At 70.7% G+C, this 15150-nt stretch carries 17 protein-coding genes and 1 pseudogene; 8 read left to right on the forward strand and 10 right to left on the reverse strand.

The genetic code is table 11. The annotated features are described in order from the left end of the window. Positions 1-143: 143 nt before the first annotated feature. The 5 genes from AB0N03_RS37760 to AB0N03_RS37780 form a co-directional block, all read right to left on the reverse strand. Positions 144-1502, reverse strand: coding sequence for an MFS transporter (locus AB0N03_RS37760; protein ID WP_364382463.1), 1359 nt, complete (start codon positions 1500-1502; stop codon positions 144-146). A gap of 29 nt (positions 1503-1531) precedes the next feature. Continuing rightward, on the reverse strand, positions 1532-2452 hold the full coding sequence (locus tag AB0N03_RS37765) for an amidohydrolase family protein (RefSeq protein WP_364382466.1): 921 nt from the start codon (positions 2450-2452) through the stop codon (positions 1532-1534). After that, complete coding sequence (locus AB0N03_RS37770; RefSeq protein WP_364382469.1) at positions 2449-3474, reverse strand: amidohydrolase family protein; 1026 nt, start codon at positions 3472-3474, stop codon at positions 2449-2451. The genes AB0N03_RS37765 and AB0N03_RS37770 overlap by 4 nt, the downstream gene beginning before the upstream one ends. 259 nt (positions 3475-3733) lie before the next feature. Then, on the reverse strand, positions 3734-5074 hold the full coding sequence (locus AB0N03_RS37775) for an aromatic acid/H+ symport family MFS transporter (RefSeq protein WP_364382472.1): 1341 nt from the start codon (positions 5072-5074) through the stop codon (positions 3734-3736). A 74-nt stretch (positions 5075-5148) separates the two neighbouring features. Beyond that, a complete protein-coding gene (locus AB0N03_RS37780) occupies positions 5149-5934 on the reverse strand; it encodes a DUF1932 domain-containing protein (protein WP_364382475.1) in 786 nt (261 codons plus the stop codon). Between the two features lie 93 nt (positions 5935-6027). Between AB0N03_RS37780 and AB0N03_RS37785 the strand changes: the two genes are divergently transcribed. The 4 genes from AB0N03_RS37785 (at position 6028) to AB0N03_RS37800 (ending at position 9799) form a co-directional block, all read left to right on the forward strand. Next, positions 6028-6705: a GntR family transcriptional regulator gene (locus tag AB0N03_RS37785; RefSeq protein ID WP_364382478.1), complete on the forward strand. Its 678-nt coding sequence runs from the start codon at positions 6028-6030 to the stop codon at positions 6703-6705. Positions 6706-7078: 373 nt separating this feature from the next. Beyond that, on the forward strand, positions 7079-7783 hold the full coding sequence (locus AB0N03_RS37790; RefSeq protein ID WP_364382481.1) for a 4-carboxy-4-hydroxy-2-oxoadipate aldolase/oxaloacetate decarboxylase: 705 nt from the start codon (positions 7079-7081) through the stop codon (positions 7781-7783). Beyond that, positions 7780-8832: a 4-oxalomesaconate tautomerase gene (locus tag AB0N03_RS37795; protein WP_364382484.1), complete on the forward strand. Its 1053-nt coding sequence runs from the start codon at positions 7780-7782 to the stop codon at positions 8830-8832. The genes AB0N03_RS37790 and AB0N03_RS37795 overlap by 4 nt, the downstream gene beginning before the upstream one ends. A gap of 10 nt (positions 8833-8842) precedes the next feature. Next, positions 8843-9799, forward strand: coding sequence for a catechol 2,3-dioxygenase (locus tag AB0N03_RS37800; RefSeq protein WP_364382486.1), 957 nt, complete (start codon positions 8843-8845; stop codon positions 9797-9799). Here AB0N03_RS37800 and AB0N03_RS37805 read toward each other — a convergent pair whose 3' ends face one another. From AB0N03_RS37805 to AB0N03_RS37815, 3 genes are read right to left on the reverse strand one after another with little or no spacing between them, the layout of a single operon-like run. Next, on the reverse strand, positions 9800-10843 hold the full coding sequence (locus AB0N03_RS37805) for an MAB_1171c family putative transporter (protein ID WP_364382489.1): 1044 nt from the start codon (positions 10841-10843) through the stop codon (positions 9800-9802). It lies immediately after the preceding gene. Positions 10844-10890: 47 nt separating this feature from the next. Further along, a complete protein-coding gene (locus tag AB0N03_RS37810) occupies positions 10891-11397 on the reverse strand; it encodes a hypothetical protein (RefSeq protein WP_364382492.1) in 507 nt (168 codons plus the stop codon). Further along, the gene (locus AB0N03_RS37815; RefSeq protein WP_285481003.1) at positions 11394-11831 is read right to left on the reverse strand and encodes a helix-turn-helix domain-containing protein; all 438 of its coding nucleotides are present in this window, start codon (positions 11829-11831) and stop codon (positions 11394-11396) included. The genes AB0N03_RS37810 and AB0N03_RS37815 overlap by 4 nt, the downstream gene beginning before the upstream one ends. A gap of 505 nt (positions 11832-12336) precedes the next feature. Between AB0N03_RS37815 and AB0N03_RS37820 the strand changes: the two genes are divergently transcribed. The 4 genes and pseudogenes from AB0N03_RS37820 (at position 12337) to AB0N03_RS37835 (ending at position 14272) form a co-directional block, all read left to right on the forward strand. After that, complete coding sequence (locus tag AB0N03_RS37820; RefSeq protein ID WP_364382495.1) at positions 12337-12813, forward strand: MarR family transcriptional regulator; 477 nt, start codon at positions 12337-12339, stop codon at positions 12811-12813. 106 nt (positions 12814-12919) lie between these two features. Next, complete coding sequence (locus AB0N03_RS37825) at positions 12920-13585, forward strand: nitroreductase (protein ID WP_364382716.1); 666 nt, start codon at positions 12920-12922, stop codon at positions 13583-13585. A 38-nt stretch (positions 13586-13623) separates the two neighbouring features. Continuing rightward, positions 13624-13734 (forward strand): annotated as a pseudogene (locus AB0N03_RS37830) (FMN-dependent NADH-azoreductase); the annotation flags it as partial. 142 nt (positions 13735-13876) lie between these two features. After that, a complete protein-coding gene (locus AB0N03_RS37835) occupies positions 13877-14272 on the forward strand; it encodes an NAD(P)H-dependent oxidoreductase (RefSeq protein WP_364382719.1) in 396 nt (131 codons plus the stop codon). Here AB0N03_RS37835 and AB0N03_RS37840 read toward each other — a convergent pair. Both AB0N03_RS37840 and AB0N03_RS37845 read right to left on the reverse strand, forming a co-directional pair. Then, a complete protein-coding gene (locus AB0N03_RS37840; protein ID WP_364382498.1) occupies positions 14235-14696 on the reverse strand; it encodes a hypothetical protein in 462 nt (153 codons plus the stop codon). The two genes, AB0N03_RS37835 and AB0N03_RS37840, sit on opposite strands and share 38 nt — an antisense overlap. 51 nt (positions 14697-14747) lie before the next feature. Beyond that, on the reverse strand, positions 14748-15137 hold the full coding sequence (locus tag AB0N03_RS37845) for an HTH domain-containing protein (RefSeq protein ID WP_364382501.1): 390 nt from the start codon (positions 15135-15137) through the stop codon (positions 14748-14750). Positions 15138-15150 lie beyond the last annotated feature (13 nt).

Here is a 15150-nt window from a genome sequence, read left to right on the forward strand (position 1 = left end):
ACGTTGATCTTGGTCGACGATGTTCTAGCGGAAGCTCCGTTGCCTTATGTCATGGGGGTTGACGCCACACCCACCGCCCTAACTACCCGGCCTTGGTCGTTCATGCCATCCGGCGACATGAACGAGTCGTTCATGAGCTTTGCTCAGACTCCGGCCGGCTTCGCTTCCGGGGCTGTCTCCCGCAGCCGCGCCGCCCGTGTCCGCGGGCCGAACGCCGCCAGCACCAGCGCACCGACCAGCCACGTCCCCGCGATGAAGAAGAACACGCTCCGGTACCCGCTCCCGTTGTACAACCCGGCCACGATCAACGGCCCGGCCGCGTTGGACAACCGGCCGAGGCCATAGGACACGCCAGTGCCCAACGACCGGCCCCGGGTGTCGAACAGCTCCGGCGAGTACGCGTAGCCGAGGGCCGTGTAACCACGCTCGAACAGGTTCACCAGGAACCCGAACACCACGATGAGGATCGGGTTGAACGTCAGCCCGTAGAACAGGCCGCACAGCGCGATGACCGTGCCGAACGCGACCAGGCACCACTTGCGCTCGAAGCGGTCCGTCACCAGCGCCGCCAGGTACGACCCCAGCGGCGCGCCGACCGTCGTCAGCGCCACGTAGAACACCGACTTCTCGACGCTGAAGCCCTCCTTGGCCAGCAGCGTCGGCGCCCAGCTCGAATAGCCGAAGAAGCCGATCGTCTGCGTCACCCACAGGACCGTCAGCAGCAACGTCGGCATCAGGTACTTCTTCTGCAGCAGCAACCGCAGCGGCGCCTTGCCGACCGCGGCCTCCTCGATCGGCGGCGCCGGCTCCGGCAGCGGGCCCTTCTCCGCCGCGACGCGGTCCTCGATCTCCCGCAGCACCGCGTCCGCCTTGGCGTGCTCGCCCCGGCTTTCGTACCAGCGCGGCGACTCCTTCAGCTGCCGCGTGAAGAACACCAGCAGCACGCCGAGCGCGCCCCACAGGTACACCAGCCGCCACGACCAGGAGTTGAGCGGCACCACGGCGCTCGCGATCAGGTTGGTCACCGGCGTGCCGCAGATGCCGATCACGATCGCGTAGGCCTGGTACTTGCCGCGGCTCGCCGCCGGGTACAGCTCGCTGACGTAGATGACCGCGACGACCGTCATCGCCGAAAGGCCCGCCGACGTCAGGATGCGGAACACGCCGAGCGACACGATGTCCCAGGAGAACACCGCCGCGAAGGAGAAGACGCCGAACCACACGGTCGTCCACATGAGAGCGTTCTTCCGGCCCCAGCGGTCGGCGAGCTTGCTCGCGATGATCGACCCGAAGAACATGCCGACGAAGGACAGCGAGGTCACGTAGGCGACCTGGTTGATCGTCACGCCCCACAGCTTGATCAGCTTGGGCGCGGTGGTGGCGAAACTGTTGATGTCCGCGAACTCGAAGAAGTAGGCGAACGAGACGGCGAGCAGGGTGACCTTGTGGAACCGCGAGATCGGCAGGCGGTTCAGCCGGTTGAACGCGTTGGCGTGCTGCATTGCATGCCCTTCAGGGGGATTCAGGGGTTTCAGGCGGTATCGCCGGGCCAGTAGAGGCGCATCGGGTTGTCGACCAGGAGCTTCCGCTGCAGCTCGGCCGTTTCGGCGATCCGCGGGACGTAGTCGACGAGCAGCCCGTCGTCGGGCATGTGGTCCTTCAGGTTCGGGTGCGGCCAGTCGGTACCCCAGAGCACCCGGTCCGGGAACTCCGTCACGACGCGCCGCGCGAACGGGATGACGTCGGTGTAAGCGTGCCGCTCGCCGTCGAGGGCCGGTGGGCCCGTCACGGTGAGGCGCTCGGGACAGCTGACCTTCACCCGGACGTCGTTCTCGTCGACGAAGCCGAGGAACCTTTCGAACTCCGGGCCGTCCAGGGGTTTCGTGACGTCGGGGCGTCCCATGTGGTCGATCACGAGCGGCGCGGGCAGCGCGCCGAAGAAGTCCTCGAGCTCGGGCAGGTCGGCTGCTTCGAAGTAGAGCACGACATGCCAGCCGAGCGGGGCGATCTTCTTGGCGATCGTGCTCAGGTCCTCTTTGGGCGAGGCGTCGACGAGCCGCTTCACGAAGTTGAACCGCACGCCGCGCACACCGGCGGCGGCGAGTTCGCGCAGCTCCGCGTCGCCGATGTCCGGGCGGACGGTCGCGATGCCGCGAGCCCGGCCTTCGGAGGTTCGGACGGCGTCGAGCATGGCGGAGTTGTCCGCGCCGTGGCAGGTCGCCTGCACGATGACGTTGCGTGCGACGCCCAGGTGGTCCCGCAACGCGAAGAGCTGCTCCTTGCTCGCGTCGCAGGGCGTGTACTTGCGCTCCGGTGCGAACGGGAAGTCCTTTTGCGGGCCGAAGACGTGGCAGTGGGCGTCCACGGTGCCGTACGGCAGCTGGAAGTCCGGTGTGGACGGATTCGCGTACCAGTCCAGCCAGCCGGGCGTCTTGGGGGCGCGGGCGATCACCGGCCCTGTCCCTTCAGGAGGGCGTCCATGCGGGGGTAGACGGTGCGGGCGTTGTGCTCCCGGATCGCGGTCCAGTCCTCTTCGGACAGTTTCGCGGCTTCGGCGTACCGGCGGGTGTCGTCGAAGTGGTGGCCGGTCCGCGGGTCGACGCTGCGGACGGCGCCGATCATCTCGGACGCGAACAGGATGTTGCGCGCCGGGATGACGTCGAAGAGCAGGTCCGAACCCGGCTGGTGGTAAACGCAGGTGTCGAAGAAGACGTTGCCCAGCACGTGCTCTTCCAGCTCCGGCTTGCCCAGCGCCATCGCCAGGCCGCGGAACCGGCCCCAGTGGTAGGGGACCGCGCCGCCGCCGTGGGGGATGACCAGCCGGAGGGTGGGGAAGTCGGTGAACAGGTCGCCCTGGACGAGCTGCATGAACGCGGTGGTGTCGGCGTTGAGGTAGTGCGCGCCGGTGGTGTGGAACGCGGGGTTGACGCTCGTGCTGACGTGCACCATCGCCGGGATGTCGTACTCGACCATCTTTTCGTAGATCGGGTACCACGACCGGTCGGTGAGCGGCGGGGCGGTCCAGTGTCCGCCGCTGGGATCGGGGTTGAGGTTCAGCGCGACGGCGCCGTATTCCTCGACGCAGCGGGTCAGCTCCGGGAGGCAGGTTGCCGGGTCGACGCCCGGCGACTGCGGGAGCATCGCGGCCGGGGCGAAGCGTTCCGGGTAGAGCGTGCTGACGCGGTGGCAGAGCTCGTTGCAGATCGCGGCCCACTCGGCGGAGGTTTCGAATCCGCCGACGTGGTGGGCCATGAACGAGGCGCGCGGCGAGAAGATGGTGAGGTCGATGCCGCGTTCGTCCATCAGGCGAAGCTGGTTCGGCTCGACGGTCTCGCGCAGCTCGTCGTCGCTGATGCGCAGGTCGGCGCGGGAGGGCGCGACGCCGGGATCGTCCAGCGACGCGATCTGCTGGTCGCGCCACGCCGCGAGGGCGGGGGGCGCGGTGGTGTAGTGGCCGTGGCAGTCGATGATCAAGGTAGTTCCTCGTCGCTCCGCATGCTTGATACTCGCACACTAATCGTCGATGAAATTGTTGACAATATCTACGACGAGATTGACCCGGTCGAGGCCGGTTTGTGATGGACGTGGCGCTGCCCTGCTCCGTGGACCGGAGCAGGGCAGTGGGGGTGGTGCGTGAGCCGGTTTTCGGGCCCGGACCAGGCGGCCGGCGGTGCGCTCGGGGTCGGCGGTTCGCGGACCCCGGGCGTCCGGCCGCTCTCCGGGCCGCGAGCTCTCAGGCGTTCTGCGAACCCCGGACCGAAGTCCGTTCGGCCGGCCCGGTCTCCGTCGTGATGGCGCCGTTGCGCCGGACGAGGGCCACCATCACCGCGCCGAGCAGGCCGGCGATCGCGAACACCACGAAGCCGAGCGAGTTCAGTCCGCCCGCGACCAGGATGCCGCCCAGCCACGGCCCGAACACCGCGCCCGTCCGGCCCACGCCGGACACCCAGCCGAGCGCGGTGGCCCGGCTGGCGGCGGGGTAGTAGGCGCCGACCGCCGCGTAGATGAGCGTCTGCGCGCTGAACAGCCATGCGCCGGTGAGGAACACGACGACGTACGTCACGACCAGGGGCATGTGCACCGCCAGCAGGCCGACCCCGCACGCGGTCAGGGCGAACCAGATGATCGCGACCGGCCGGGCCCCGAACCGGTCCGCGAGCCGGCCGGCGACGAGCATGCCCGCGATCCCGCCCAGGTTGATCACCAGCAGGAAGCTGATCGCGGAGCCGAGGTTGTAGCCGCTGCCGCGCATCATCGTCGGCAGCCAGGTGTTCACGCCGTAGACCAGCAGCAGCCCGGCGAACGAGGCGATCCAGAACAGCACCGTCGTCATCCGCACCGACGGCGTGAAGAGGCCGCGCAGCCCGCCGCGGCGGTCTTCGGCCGGTTCCGGGGCGAACGTGCCGAGGGAGACCGCGTACTTGTCCGCGATCGCCCGCGCCCGCTCGGTCTTGCCCTTGGCCAGCAGGAACGTCATCGACTCCGGCAGCAGGAAGACGACCGCCGGCAGCACCACCACGAGCAGCAGCGCGCCGATCCAGTACACCGAGCGCCAGCCCATCGACTGGACGAGCGTCATCCCGAGCGCGCCGGCCAGCGCGCCGCCGGCCTGGTGAGCGGTCATCACGGTGGTGACGGCGAGGTTCTTCCGCCACGCCGGCGCGTACTCCATGACCATTGCGATCGCCGACGGCAGCAGGCCGCCGAGGCCGATCCCGGCGACGAACCGCGCCGCGCCGAAGAACTCCACCGTGGGAGCCGCGGCGCAGGCGCCCGCGGCCAGGGAGAAGACGACGACGCCGGTGATGATGATCTTCCGGCGGCCGATGCGGTCGGTGAGGATGCCGGCGCTGAGCGCGCCGAGCATCATCCCGAACGTCGTCAGGCTGCCGATGTTCCCGCCGCTGACCGGGGTCAGGCCGAAGCTCTTGTCGGTCAGCACACCCGGCAGCGTCGCCCCGTAGACGAACAGGTCCAGCCCGTCCAGCAGTACGAGGATCCAGCACAACGCGGTGACCCGGATGGAGAGCCGGACCGTGGCGGCGGTCATGCCGCCGAGTTCTCGTGTGGACATCCTCGTCCCTTTCGTCCGGGGTGGCGAAGGAGTCCGAAGCTACATCTGCTGAGATATTGGACACAAGAGTTGCGTCAAAATTGTTGACAATCCTGTGTATCAGCTATGTGTGCAAGTTGGTCACGAGCGGCGGCGGCGACGTCGGCGCGGACGTCCAGCTCGCCGAGCATCTCCGCGGCCGCCGCCATCTCGGACGTGCGGCGGACGGCATGCTTGACCGAGCCCTCGACGAGCCGGTCCACGGTGGCGGCGCTCGCCGCGGTGAGCTCGTCGACGATGATCTTCCGGAGCCAGTCCTCGCAGCCCGCGGCGCGCGCGGCCGTCAGTGCTTCGACCACGGCGGCCGACATGCCTTTGAAGAACACGCTGCGCAGCAGCTTGCGCTCGGCGGCGAGCCCGGCCTCGCCGGTCATGACCTCGACCGCGGCGCCGAGCGTGTTCAGATTATTGGCGACAATCTCGGCGGCGACGCCGGTGGCGAGCATCGGGACGCGCAGGCCGCGGCCCGGCACCGGCGCCATGATCGCGATGTCGGCGAACGGCACGCCGTGCTCGGCGGCAATGCCGGCCAGCTTGCGCTTGGTGCCGGGGGAAGCGGTGTTCAGGTCGGCCCAGGCCGCGCCGTTCTTCAGGCCGGCCAGGCCGGCTTCGAGCGCGTCGACGGCCGCGGACGCGCTGTTCACGCTGAGCACCAGATCGGCGCCTTCGGCGGCTTCGGCCTCGGAGCCGGTCGCGACCACGCCCTCGGGGCCGGGAACGGCCGGGTCGTAGCCGCGCACGACGGCTCCGGCCGCGACCAGGTCGAGGGCGAGCGCGCGGCCCGCTTCGCCGAGTCCCAGTACCGCGATGGTTCCGGTCATAGCAAAATCCTCTCTACAAGCTACGATCGAGTACACGATGTTCTCGACAAAATTGTCAACAAACAGCGTTCGTTCAAAAGATGGAGCCGGGGTATGACGGAGAGTGCTGCGGACGAGCAGCCGGGGGAGCGTTCCGTGGTGGCGGCCATCCGCGACGCGATCGTCCGCGGCGAGTTCGTGCCCAACCAGAGGCTGGTGGAGGCGGATCTCTCCGGCCAGTTCGCCGCGAGCCGCGCCACGGTGCGCGCGGCGCTGATCGAGCTGACCAACGAGGGGCTCGTCGAGCGCGTGCAGAACCGGGGAGCCCGGGTGCGCGCGGTGTCGCTGGAAGAGGCCATCGAGATTTCCGAAGTCCGCATGATGCTGGAGTCGCTGTGCGCGGCGAAGGCGGCGGAGCGCGTTTCCGACGCGGAAGTGGGCGAGTTGAAGGAGCTCGGCGAGCTGATGCAGCAGGCCGTCGCCGGCGGGGACGTGGTCGGGTATTCGGGCCTCAACCAGCGGCTGCACCGCCGGGTCCGCGAGATCAGCGGCCAGCGCACGGCGGCGCAGGTGCTGGAGAGGCTGCGCGGGCAGAGCGTGCGCCACCAGTTCCGGCTGGCGATGCGGCCGGGCCGGCCGCAGGTGTCGCTGCCGGAGCATCTGGCGATCATCGACGCGATCTGCGCACACCATGCGGAGCGGGCGGCGGAGGCGGCGCGGGCGCATTTGGGGAGCGTGATCGAGGCCCTCAAGGCGGCTGATGCCGCGGAGGTCTCGCACCTGCGCCCGTGACTTGCCGGCGGTCGGGGGTGCCGATGCCGCGGAGGTCTCGCACCTGCGCCCATGAGCCTGCCGACTCGAGGTGGTCGGCGCCGCGGAGCGAGTGGGGAACGGCCGCCCAGTGCGGGTGGGGTCGCGAATGACTCATTCGGGACCTCTGGCGCCGCGAATGAGTCATTCGCGACGCGCGGGATCCACCGCCGCCGAGGGCCGGCCGGCCGCCGCCGCTTCGAGCCGGCCGCGACGTCATGAACGACCCGTTCATCGCGTCCGACGACATGAACGAGTCGTTCATGACATCGCCCAGCCCCGGCACTCAACCCTCACTCCATCTGCTCACCAAAATTGTTGACAATTTCGTCAACCGAACCGTACCGTAAGCCGTATGAAGCCCGTCATCGTCACCGATCCGCCGCGTGCCGACCTCGAGCAGGTCGCGCGCCTGGCCGACTACGGGGTTGCCACCGTTCACGAGGCTCTCGGCCGCTCCGGGCTGCTCGGTCCGGACCTGCGCCCGATCCAGGACGGCGCGCGCATCGGCGGCACCGCCGTCACCGCGCTCTGCTGGCCCGGGGACAACCTCATGATCCACGCCGCCGTCGAGCAGTGCCGCGAAGGCGACGTCCTCGTCGTCACCACCACCTCGCCCTGCCGCGACGGGCTCTTCGGGGAACTCTTCGCCACCGCGCTGCGCCACCGCGGCGTCAAGGGCCTGGTCATCAACACCGGCGTTCGCGACGTCACCGACCTGCGCGCCCTCGGCTTCCCCGTCTGGTCGGCCGCCGTGAGCGCGCAAGGCACCGTCAAGGCGACCGCCGGTGCCGTCAACGTGCCCGTCGTCATCGGCGGCCAGGTCATCCGCCCGGGGGACGCCATCCTCGCCGACGACGACGGCGTCATGCGCGTCCGCCGCGAGGATGTCCGAACCGGACTCGAAGCCTCGCAGGCGCGGCTGGAAAAGGAAGCCGCCGCGCGGGAAGCGTTCGCCCAGGGCCAGCTCGGCCTCGACCGCTACGGCCTGCGCGAGAAGCTCGAAGCCCTCGGCGTCCGCTACCTCACCGCCGAGGAGTACGAGAAGGAGCAGGCATGACCGGCGTGCGCTGCATGCTCCTGCGCGGGGGCACCTCCAAGGGCGCTTACTTCCTCGCCGACGACCTTCCCGCCGACCCCGGGACCCGCGACGACCTCCTGATGCGCATCATGGGCACCCCCGACCCGCGCCAGATCGACGGCGTCGGCGGAGCCCAGCCCGTCACCAGCAAGGTCGCGATCGTCGCGAAGGCGACCGAGCCCGGGCACGACATCGACTACCTGTTCCTGCAGCTCGGTGTCGAAGAGCCCACCGTCTCCGACCGCCAGACCTGCGGCAACCTCCTGGCCGGCGTCGGCCAGTTCGCCGTCGAGCGGGGACTCGTGCCCGCCGGCGAACACCGCACCACCGTGCGCGCGCGGCTGGTCAACACCGGCACCATCGCCGTCTCGACCTTCGCCACCCCGGGCGGCGAAGTCGACTACAGCGGTGACACGGCCATCTCCGGGGTGCCCGGCACCGCCGCTCCGGTCGAGCTCGACTTCACCGAGACCGAAGGGTCCGTCTGCGGCAGCCTCCTGCCCACCGGCCACGTCCGCGACAACGTCGGCGGCATCGAAGTGTCCTGTGTGGACAACGGGATGCCGGTCGTCGTCGCGCGTGCCGAAGACCTCGGCATCACCGGGTACGAGTCCGCCGAAGAACTGGGCGCCGACTCCGCCCTCGGCGAGCGGATCGACGCCCTGCGCGTCGAAGCCGGGAAGCTGATGGGCCTCGGCGACGTCAGCGGCAGCTCGGTCCCCAAGACCACGCTCGTCGCCGCGCCCCGCGACGGCGGCGCGATCTGCACGCGGACGTTCATCCCGGTCAAGCCGCACCCGTCGATCGGCGTCCTCGGCGGCGTCAGCGTCGTCACGGCGTTGCTGCTCGACGGCGCCGTCGGCCGCGAGCTGCTCGAATCCCCTGCCGAAGGCGAGCCCGTCGAGATCGAGCACCCGAGCGGCAAGCTCGCGGTGGCGATCGAGTTCGACGGATCCCGTGTTCGCCGGTCGACGGTGATCCGCACCGCGCGGAAGCTGTTCGACGGCACCGTCTTCCCCCGCCCCTGAGGAGACCTCGATGCCCCAGCCCTCGCCCCGCCACGAAATCGCGCACCTCGGTCACGTCGAGCTGTTCACCCCGGAGCCGGAAAAGAGCCTGGACTTCTTCGTCCGCGTGCTCGGGCTGACCGAGAACGGCACCGAAGGCGACTCCGTCTACCTGCGCACCTGGGACGACTACGAGCACCACAGCCTGAAGCTGACCGCGGCGAAGACGTCCGGGGTCGGCCGGACGGCGGTGCGCGCGTCCAGCGAAGAGGCGCTCAAGCGGCGCGTGGTCGCCCTGGAAGAACGCGGGCTCGGCGTCGGCTGGGTCGACGGCGACACCGGGATCGGCCCCACGTACCTGTTCCGCGACCCGGACGGCCACGAACTCGAGGTCTACTGGGAGACCGAGCGCTACCGGCCGCCGGAGCACCTGCGGCCGGCGCTGAAGAACCAGGCGCAGGCCTACCCGGGGCGCGGGGTCGGCGTCCGGCGCCTCGACCACGTCAACTACCTGGCCCGGGAGGCCGAGGTCAACGGCCGGTTCATCTGCGACGCGCTGGGCGGCCGGGTCACCGAGCAGATCCAGCTCGACAGCGGCGTGATTTCGGGGCAGTGGACGCATTTCGCGCAGAAGTCCTACGACATCGTCTACACCACCGACTGGACGAAGTCGAACGGGCGCCTGCACCACATCGCGTTCGCGACCGACACGCGCGAGGACGTCCTGCGGGCGGCCGACATCGCGCTCGACAACGACGTCCACATCGAGACCGGGCCGCACAAGCACGCGATCCAGCAGACGTTCTTCCTCTACCTCTACGAGCCCGGCGGCAACCGCATCGAGCTGTGCAACCCCACCGGGCGGCTGATCTTCGCGCCGGACTGGGAGCCGGTCACCTGGACCGAGGCCGAGCGGGCCAAGGGGCAGGCGTGGGGGCTGAAGACGATCGAGTCGTTCCACACGCACGGCACGCCGCCGGTGGCGTGATCAGGACACGTCCGCCGTCGGTTTGCGGCTGATCTCCCGGAAGGCGTCGGCGACGCGGCAGAGGTATTCGGTGTCGCTGCCGAAATCCTGTCCACCTTGGACGGTCGTCTCGGGCGAAAGCGGGGGCAGGCCGTCTTCGCGAGCGCGCAGGGCGGCCAGGATTTCGGTGGCCTCCTGCTGTTCGCCGGCGCCGGACCCGCTGCGGTACGGGCGGATGACGAGCAGGCCGTCGCGGATCTCGATGACGCGCCGGTAGAGCTGCAGCCGCGTCGGGAACACGGTGGCGCGCGGCGGTTCCAGCGCGATCGCGGGCTCGGCGCGGTAGAGCGCCAGCCAGAGCGGGCCGAGCCGGCGGTACTGCCGGTGGCGGCGCAGCCACCCGGCCGCCGCGGGCACGCCGACGCCGACGAGCACGAGCAGGTGCGCGCTCGTGGGGAGGGCCTTGCTCAGCAGGAAAACTTTGCCGTACTCGAAGTCGAACGGTGCGCGGGCGGAGATCGCGATGACGGTCCGGATCACCATGTAGGCGGCCGCGGCGACGACCCCGGCGACGACCAGGCCGAGGCCGGCGCGCAGGATCCGGTCCGGCGCCCTGCGCGCGTCCTGCAGGCACAGCCGCGCGATGACCGCGAACTCGGGCAGGAGTGCCACGGCGTAGGCGATGCAGTACTCCATGACGAACGGCGATTGCGGCAGCACGTCGGGGGCGAGGGTGAAGGTGATGACCATCGCGGCGCCGCCGGCGACGGCCCAGGCCGTGTGGCGGCGCGCGCTCGTTCGGAGTCCGTGCAGGCGGAGGAGGAGCTGGGCGCCGGCCCAGACCGCGCCGACCATGGCGAGGTGGGCGACGAGCAGTTCGACGCTGGGCGCGTGGACGGTGCGGGTGAGGTCGCGGACGGCCGGGGTGAGCGCGGTCTGGGAGACGGCGAGGCCCAGCACGCAGAACCGCACGAGCCGGCGGCCGGGGGCGGGGCCGGGGCGCAGGACCAGCAGGAGGATCCAGGCGAGCGCTGCGGGACCGTAGCGGCGGAGGATCTCACCCACGGTCGCCTCCGCTCGCCGGTGAGGCCGGGGACAAGCGGCTGCTCACTTCACCCACGGTCGCCGCCGTCTTCCAAAGCCGAGCGCAGCCGGTCCGCGACCGAGTCGCCTCGGTGGGCCGATCCCGTGTGCTGCCCCAGCATCGACGCGAAGAACTCCGCCTCCCGCTCCTCCACGCTCGAATACCCTGCGCGCCCCAGTACCCGCCGGACCATCGCCGGATCCAAGCTCGGCAGCAGCAGCCGCATCTGCTCGGCCGGGGTGAGGGACGCCGGGTAGTGGTCGCACAGCAGGTGGCCGATCTCGTGCAGCACGATGTGGTCCTGGTGCGGCGCGCTCGTGTGGCGTTCGTAGGCGATCAGGTCGGTCGTTTCGGTGGCGATCCACAGCCCGCACACCTCGGACAGCCCCGGCAGCGGCAGCAGCCGGATCGGCCGGCCCCGCCGCTCGCCCAGCGCCGCGCACAGCGTCGGCACGTCGAAGGAGGCCGGCAGGTCCAGGTCCCGCAGCACCGCGGCGAACCGGTGACGCAGCTGCCGCCGCCCGCGGGAGCTCATCGTTCGGCGTCGCTCGCCGGTTCGGGCAGGCCCTCGAGCTCGCGGACCCGGTCGACCATGTCGCTGATCGCTTCCAGGCTCTTCGCCGACAACCCCCGCGCGCGGAGCGCGATCTGGCGGACCGGGGCGTCGCGGAACGCGCTGAGCAGCGTCAGCTCGGCGTCGATGCGCTCGGCTTCCGCGTCGTCGAAGAAGTACGCGGGAGGCACGCCGAAGAACCCCGCCAGCGCTTCGAGGTGCCGTTTGGTCGGGTTGTCGCGCAGGCCTTTGCGCAGCTGCCACAGGTAGGTCGCGGAAATGGTCGGGCCGCCCTGGGTCCGGATCGACTCGGCGACCTCGTCGAAGGTGTACTCGTCGCCGTCGGCGGGGCGCACGACGCCGAACAGGTGGTTCAGCTTCGCCGCCAGTGTCCCCGCGGCGATCTCCTCCGGCATGTCCGGAGCCTACCGCGCCACCAGCTGCGGTGAGGCCGGTTCTCGGCCACCGGTCCACCTCAGTTGACCGTGTCGGTCACGTCAGTTTACGATCGCGGCCGAGTTCACCAACTGGTGTGAATGGGCGAGGGGGCGGTTCACATTCCGAGGAACACGGTCCGCATGAGGACGATTCCAGGACGGCTGGCCGTGGTGGGCGCCGCCGGACTGCTCTACGCCCACTGCATCGGAGGCGCCGGCTGCCCTGCGGGGCAGCGAACCTGAAGCGAAGACGCTACTTCCGACGTCGTCCTCGTAGCGGCGTCGAGCTGTGAGACGGCGCCGCTCGTCCAGCTGACTCGTATAACGGTCTATACGACGGTGCTCGCCGGATCCGGTCCGCCGGTTCCGGTGGCGTTGACGCGCGTCGTGCCCGTCCGGCACCCGGGGCCGTCGGACGCCCGGTGCGCAGGGGCCGGCCGGTAGCCGATTCGGGCGATACCGTTTCAGGCGATACGGTGAGCCGGTGGCAGACGTTCCCCGCCGGGCCGGCGCCTCCCGGGCGACCGACCGTCCGGGGGACGTCTCGCCGTTCGCGCTCGGCCTGCTGCTGCGCCGGGCGCACTGGCGCGCGGCCGCGGTGATGACCGAGGCGCTCCGGCCGCTCGGCATCGAGTTGCGGCACTTCGCCGTGCTGATCGTGCTGGCCGACCGCGGGCCCACCATGCAGCGGGACCTGGCGGACGCCGCCGGCTCCGACAAGGCCGGGATCATGCGGGTCGTCGACGACCTCGAGCGGCTGGGGCTGGCCGTGCGCAAGTCCGTGCCGGGTGACCGGCGGGTGCGGGCCGTGGAGATCACGCCCCGCGGCGCCGAGCTCTTCGACGCGGCCCACGTCGAGGCGGTGCCGGTGGCCGAACGGCTGATCGCCGACCTCGACGCCGGGGAGACCGCCCAGCTGACCGATCTGCTGACCCGGCTCGCGTACCCCGAAGACGCGTAAGCGGGGCGTCCCTCTGCTGTGAGACCTCGCCGACATTCGTGTGGCCGAAGAACGTATCGAATGATACTTTCTCATTCGTAACGAACTGGGTGAGGTGATCCCGATGATGGACGTCTACGAGGCGGTCACGGGCCGGCGGGCGGTGCGGGCGTTCGGCGACCGGCCGGTCCCGGAGGAGGTGCTGGAGCGCGTGCTGTCCGCGGCGGCCTGGGCGCCGTCCGGCTCGAACCTCCAGCCGTGGCACGCCTACGTGCTGACCGGCGCGCCGCTGGCCGAACTCAAGAAGCGCACGGGCGAGCGCCTGGCCGCGGGCGATCCCTGGGACGAGCCGGAGTACGAGATGTACCCGGCCGCCCTGGAGTCCCCGTACCGCGAACGCCGGGCCGCTTTCGGTGAGCAACGCTACGGCTCGCTCGGCATCCCCCGCGAAGACGTGGAGGCGCGTCAACGGGCCGCTTCCGCGAACTGGGACTGCTTCGGCGCGCCCGCCGCGTTGTTCTGCTACCTGGACCGCGGCCTGTGCCGCCCCCAGTGGTCCGACGCCGGCATGTACCTGCAGACCGTCATGCTGCTCCTGCGTGCCGAAGGGCTGCACAGCTGCCCGCAGATGGCGTGGGCGAAGTTCCACCGGACCGTCGCGGAGATCGTGGCGCCGCCGGAGCGGCTGCTTCTCTTCTGCGGCATGTCGATCGGCTTCGAAGACACCGCGGCGGACCGCTCCCGCATCGGCCGGGCGCCGCTCGGCGAGACGGTCACGTTCGTCGAAGCCTGACCGGTTTTCCTTTCCCGTCACCAAGTCTGGAGTTCGTCATGGCCACTTTGCTGCACGTGGACACGTCCGTCTGGCCGGAGCCCGTCTCCGCGTCGCGCCCGGTCGCCGCCGCCTTCCGCGCCGCGTGGGCGGAACAGCATCCGGACGGCCGCGTCGTGTACCGCGACCTCGTCGCCGAGCCGGTGCCCCACCTCGGGCCGGCCGGCGCCGCCGCCGGGTTCGCCGATCCGGCCACGCACACCGCCGAGCAGGCCGCCGCCCTTCGCGCGGCGCGTCGAGCTGCTCGAAGAGCTGGAGAACGCCGACGTCGTGCTCATCGCCGCCCCGATGTACAACCTCACGGTGCCCTCGACCCTGAAGGCGTGGCTGGACCACGTCATCATCGCGGGCCGCAGCGCCGGTCCCGGGTCGTCGGTCGCGGGCACCCCGGTCTACGTCGTCGCGAGCCGCGGCGGCTCTTACGAACCCGGCACGCCGCGCGAGGGCACCGACTACGTGCGGAACTACCTGACGGCCGTCCTCGGCGGCACCCTGGGCATGGAGGTCGACTTCATCGTCCCCGAGCTCACCCGGGCCCACCTGCACCCGGCCATGGCCGGGCTGGTCCCGAAGGCCGAGGCGTCCCGGGCCAAGGCGTTCGAAGACGCCGTCACCAAGGGCAAGGCGGCCGCGCGACGAGTCGCGTGAGCCGGGCCGTGACGGCCAGTACGGCGCCGGCGAGAGCCAGGCCGGTGCGGAGCCAGTTCACCAGGTTCCACGTCGCCAGTGCGGAAGCGACGTCGCGGGGCGGGAACGCGGGGTCGAGCATCGCCGAATTGGCCGGGACGAAGTAGACCAGCAGCGCGAAGGTCCCGGCCAGGCACAAGGTCGCCGAAGCCCAGAGCCGGACCGGGCGCAGGTGCTTCGCGGCCCTATAAGTGATGATGCCCAGCAGGACCAGGGAAGCCAGCTCGAACGGGAACACCGTCAGGCCGGTGACGGGCCCTTCGGTGGCGAACCGGGCCAGGAACGTCGGCGGCGGCGCGGCCCGCCAGGACGGGACGAGCACGGTCTGGCTCAGCAGCGCGCCTCCGGCGAACGCCGCGGTGGTGGCCGTCGCGAGGGTTCTCATGTCCTCCTGACGGCCCGGCGCGCGCGGCTGTGACCGGAGTCGACAAGTCGGCTAGCGGAAGGCGGTGAGGAGCTTGCCCAGCGCGCTGCAGGCCGTGGCGGAGGTGTACGGGCCGAGCGCGACGAGGGACGCGACGAGCGCGGCGACCTCGCCCGGGCTGAAGCTCACCGGCGGCACGACGGCCGGCATGGTGAGCCGGTAGCCGCCGCCGGCGCCGCGCTTGACCTCGACCGGGACGCCCGCCGCGCGCAGGCGCGTGACGTCGCGCTCGACGGTCCGCACGGTCGTCCCGGTGCGCTCGGCCAGGACCCGGCCCGTGACGAACCGGGGCGCCCGCGCGCGCATCTCCTCGATCAGGGCGTGCTGCCGCTCGACCAGCGGCACGGCCTGGTGCAGCTGGGTCATCCCCGGGTAGCGGCCGGAGCCGACGAGCTGATCCACGTGCGCCCCCTAG

The organism is Amycolatopsis sp. NPDC051061 (assembly GCF_040682935.1).
In the GTDB taxonomy this organism is placed as follows: Bacteria; Actinomycetota; Actinomycetes; order Mycobacteriales; family Pseudonocardiaceae; genus Amycolatopsis.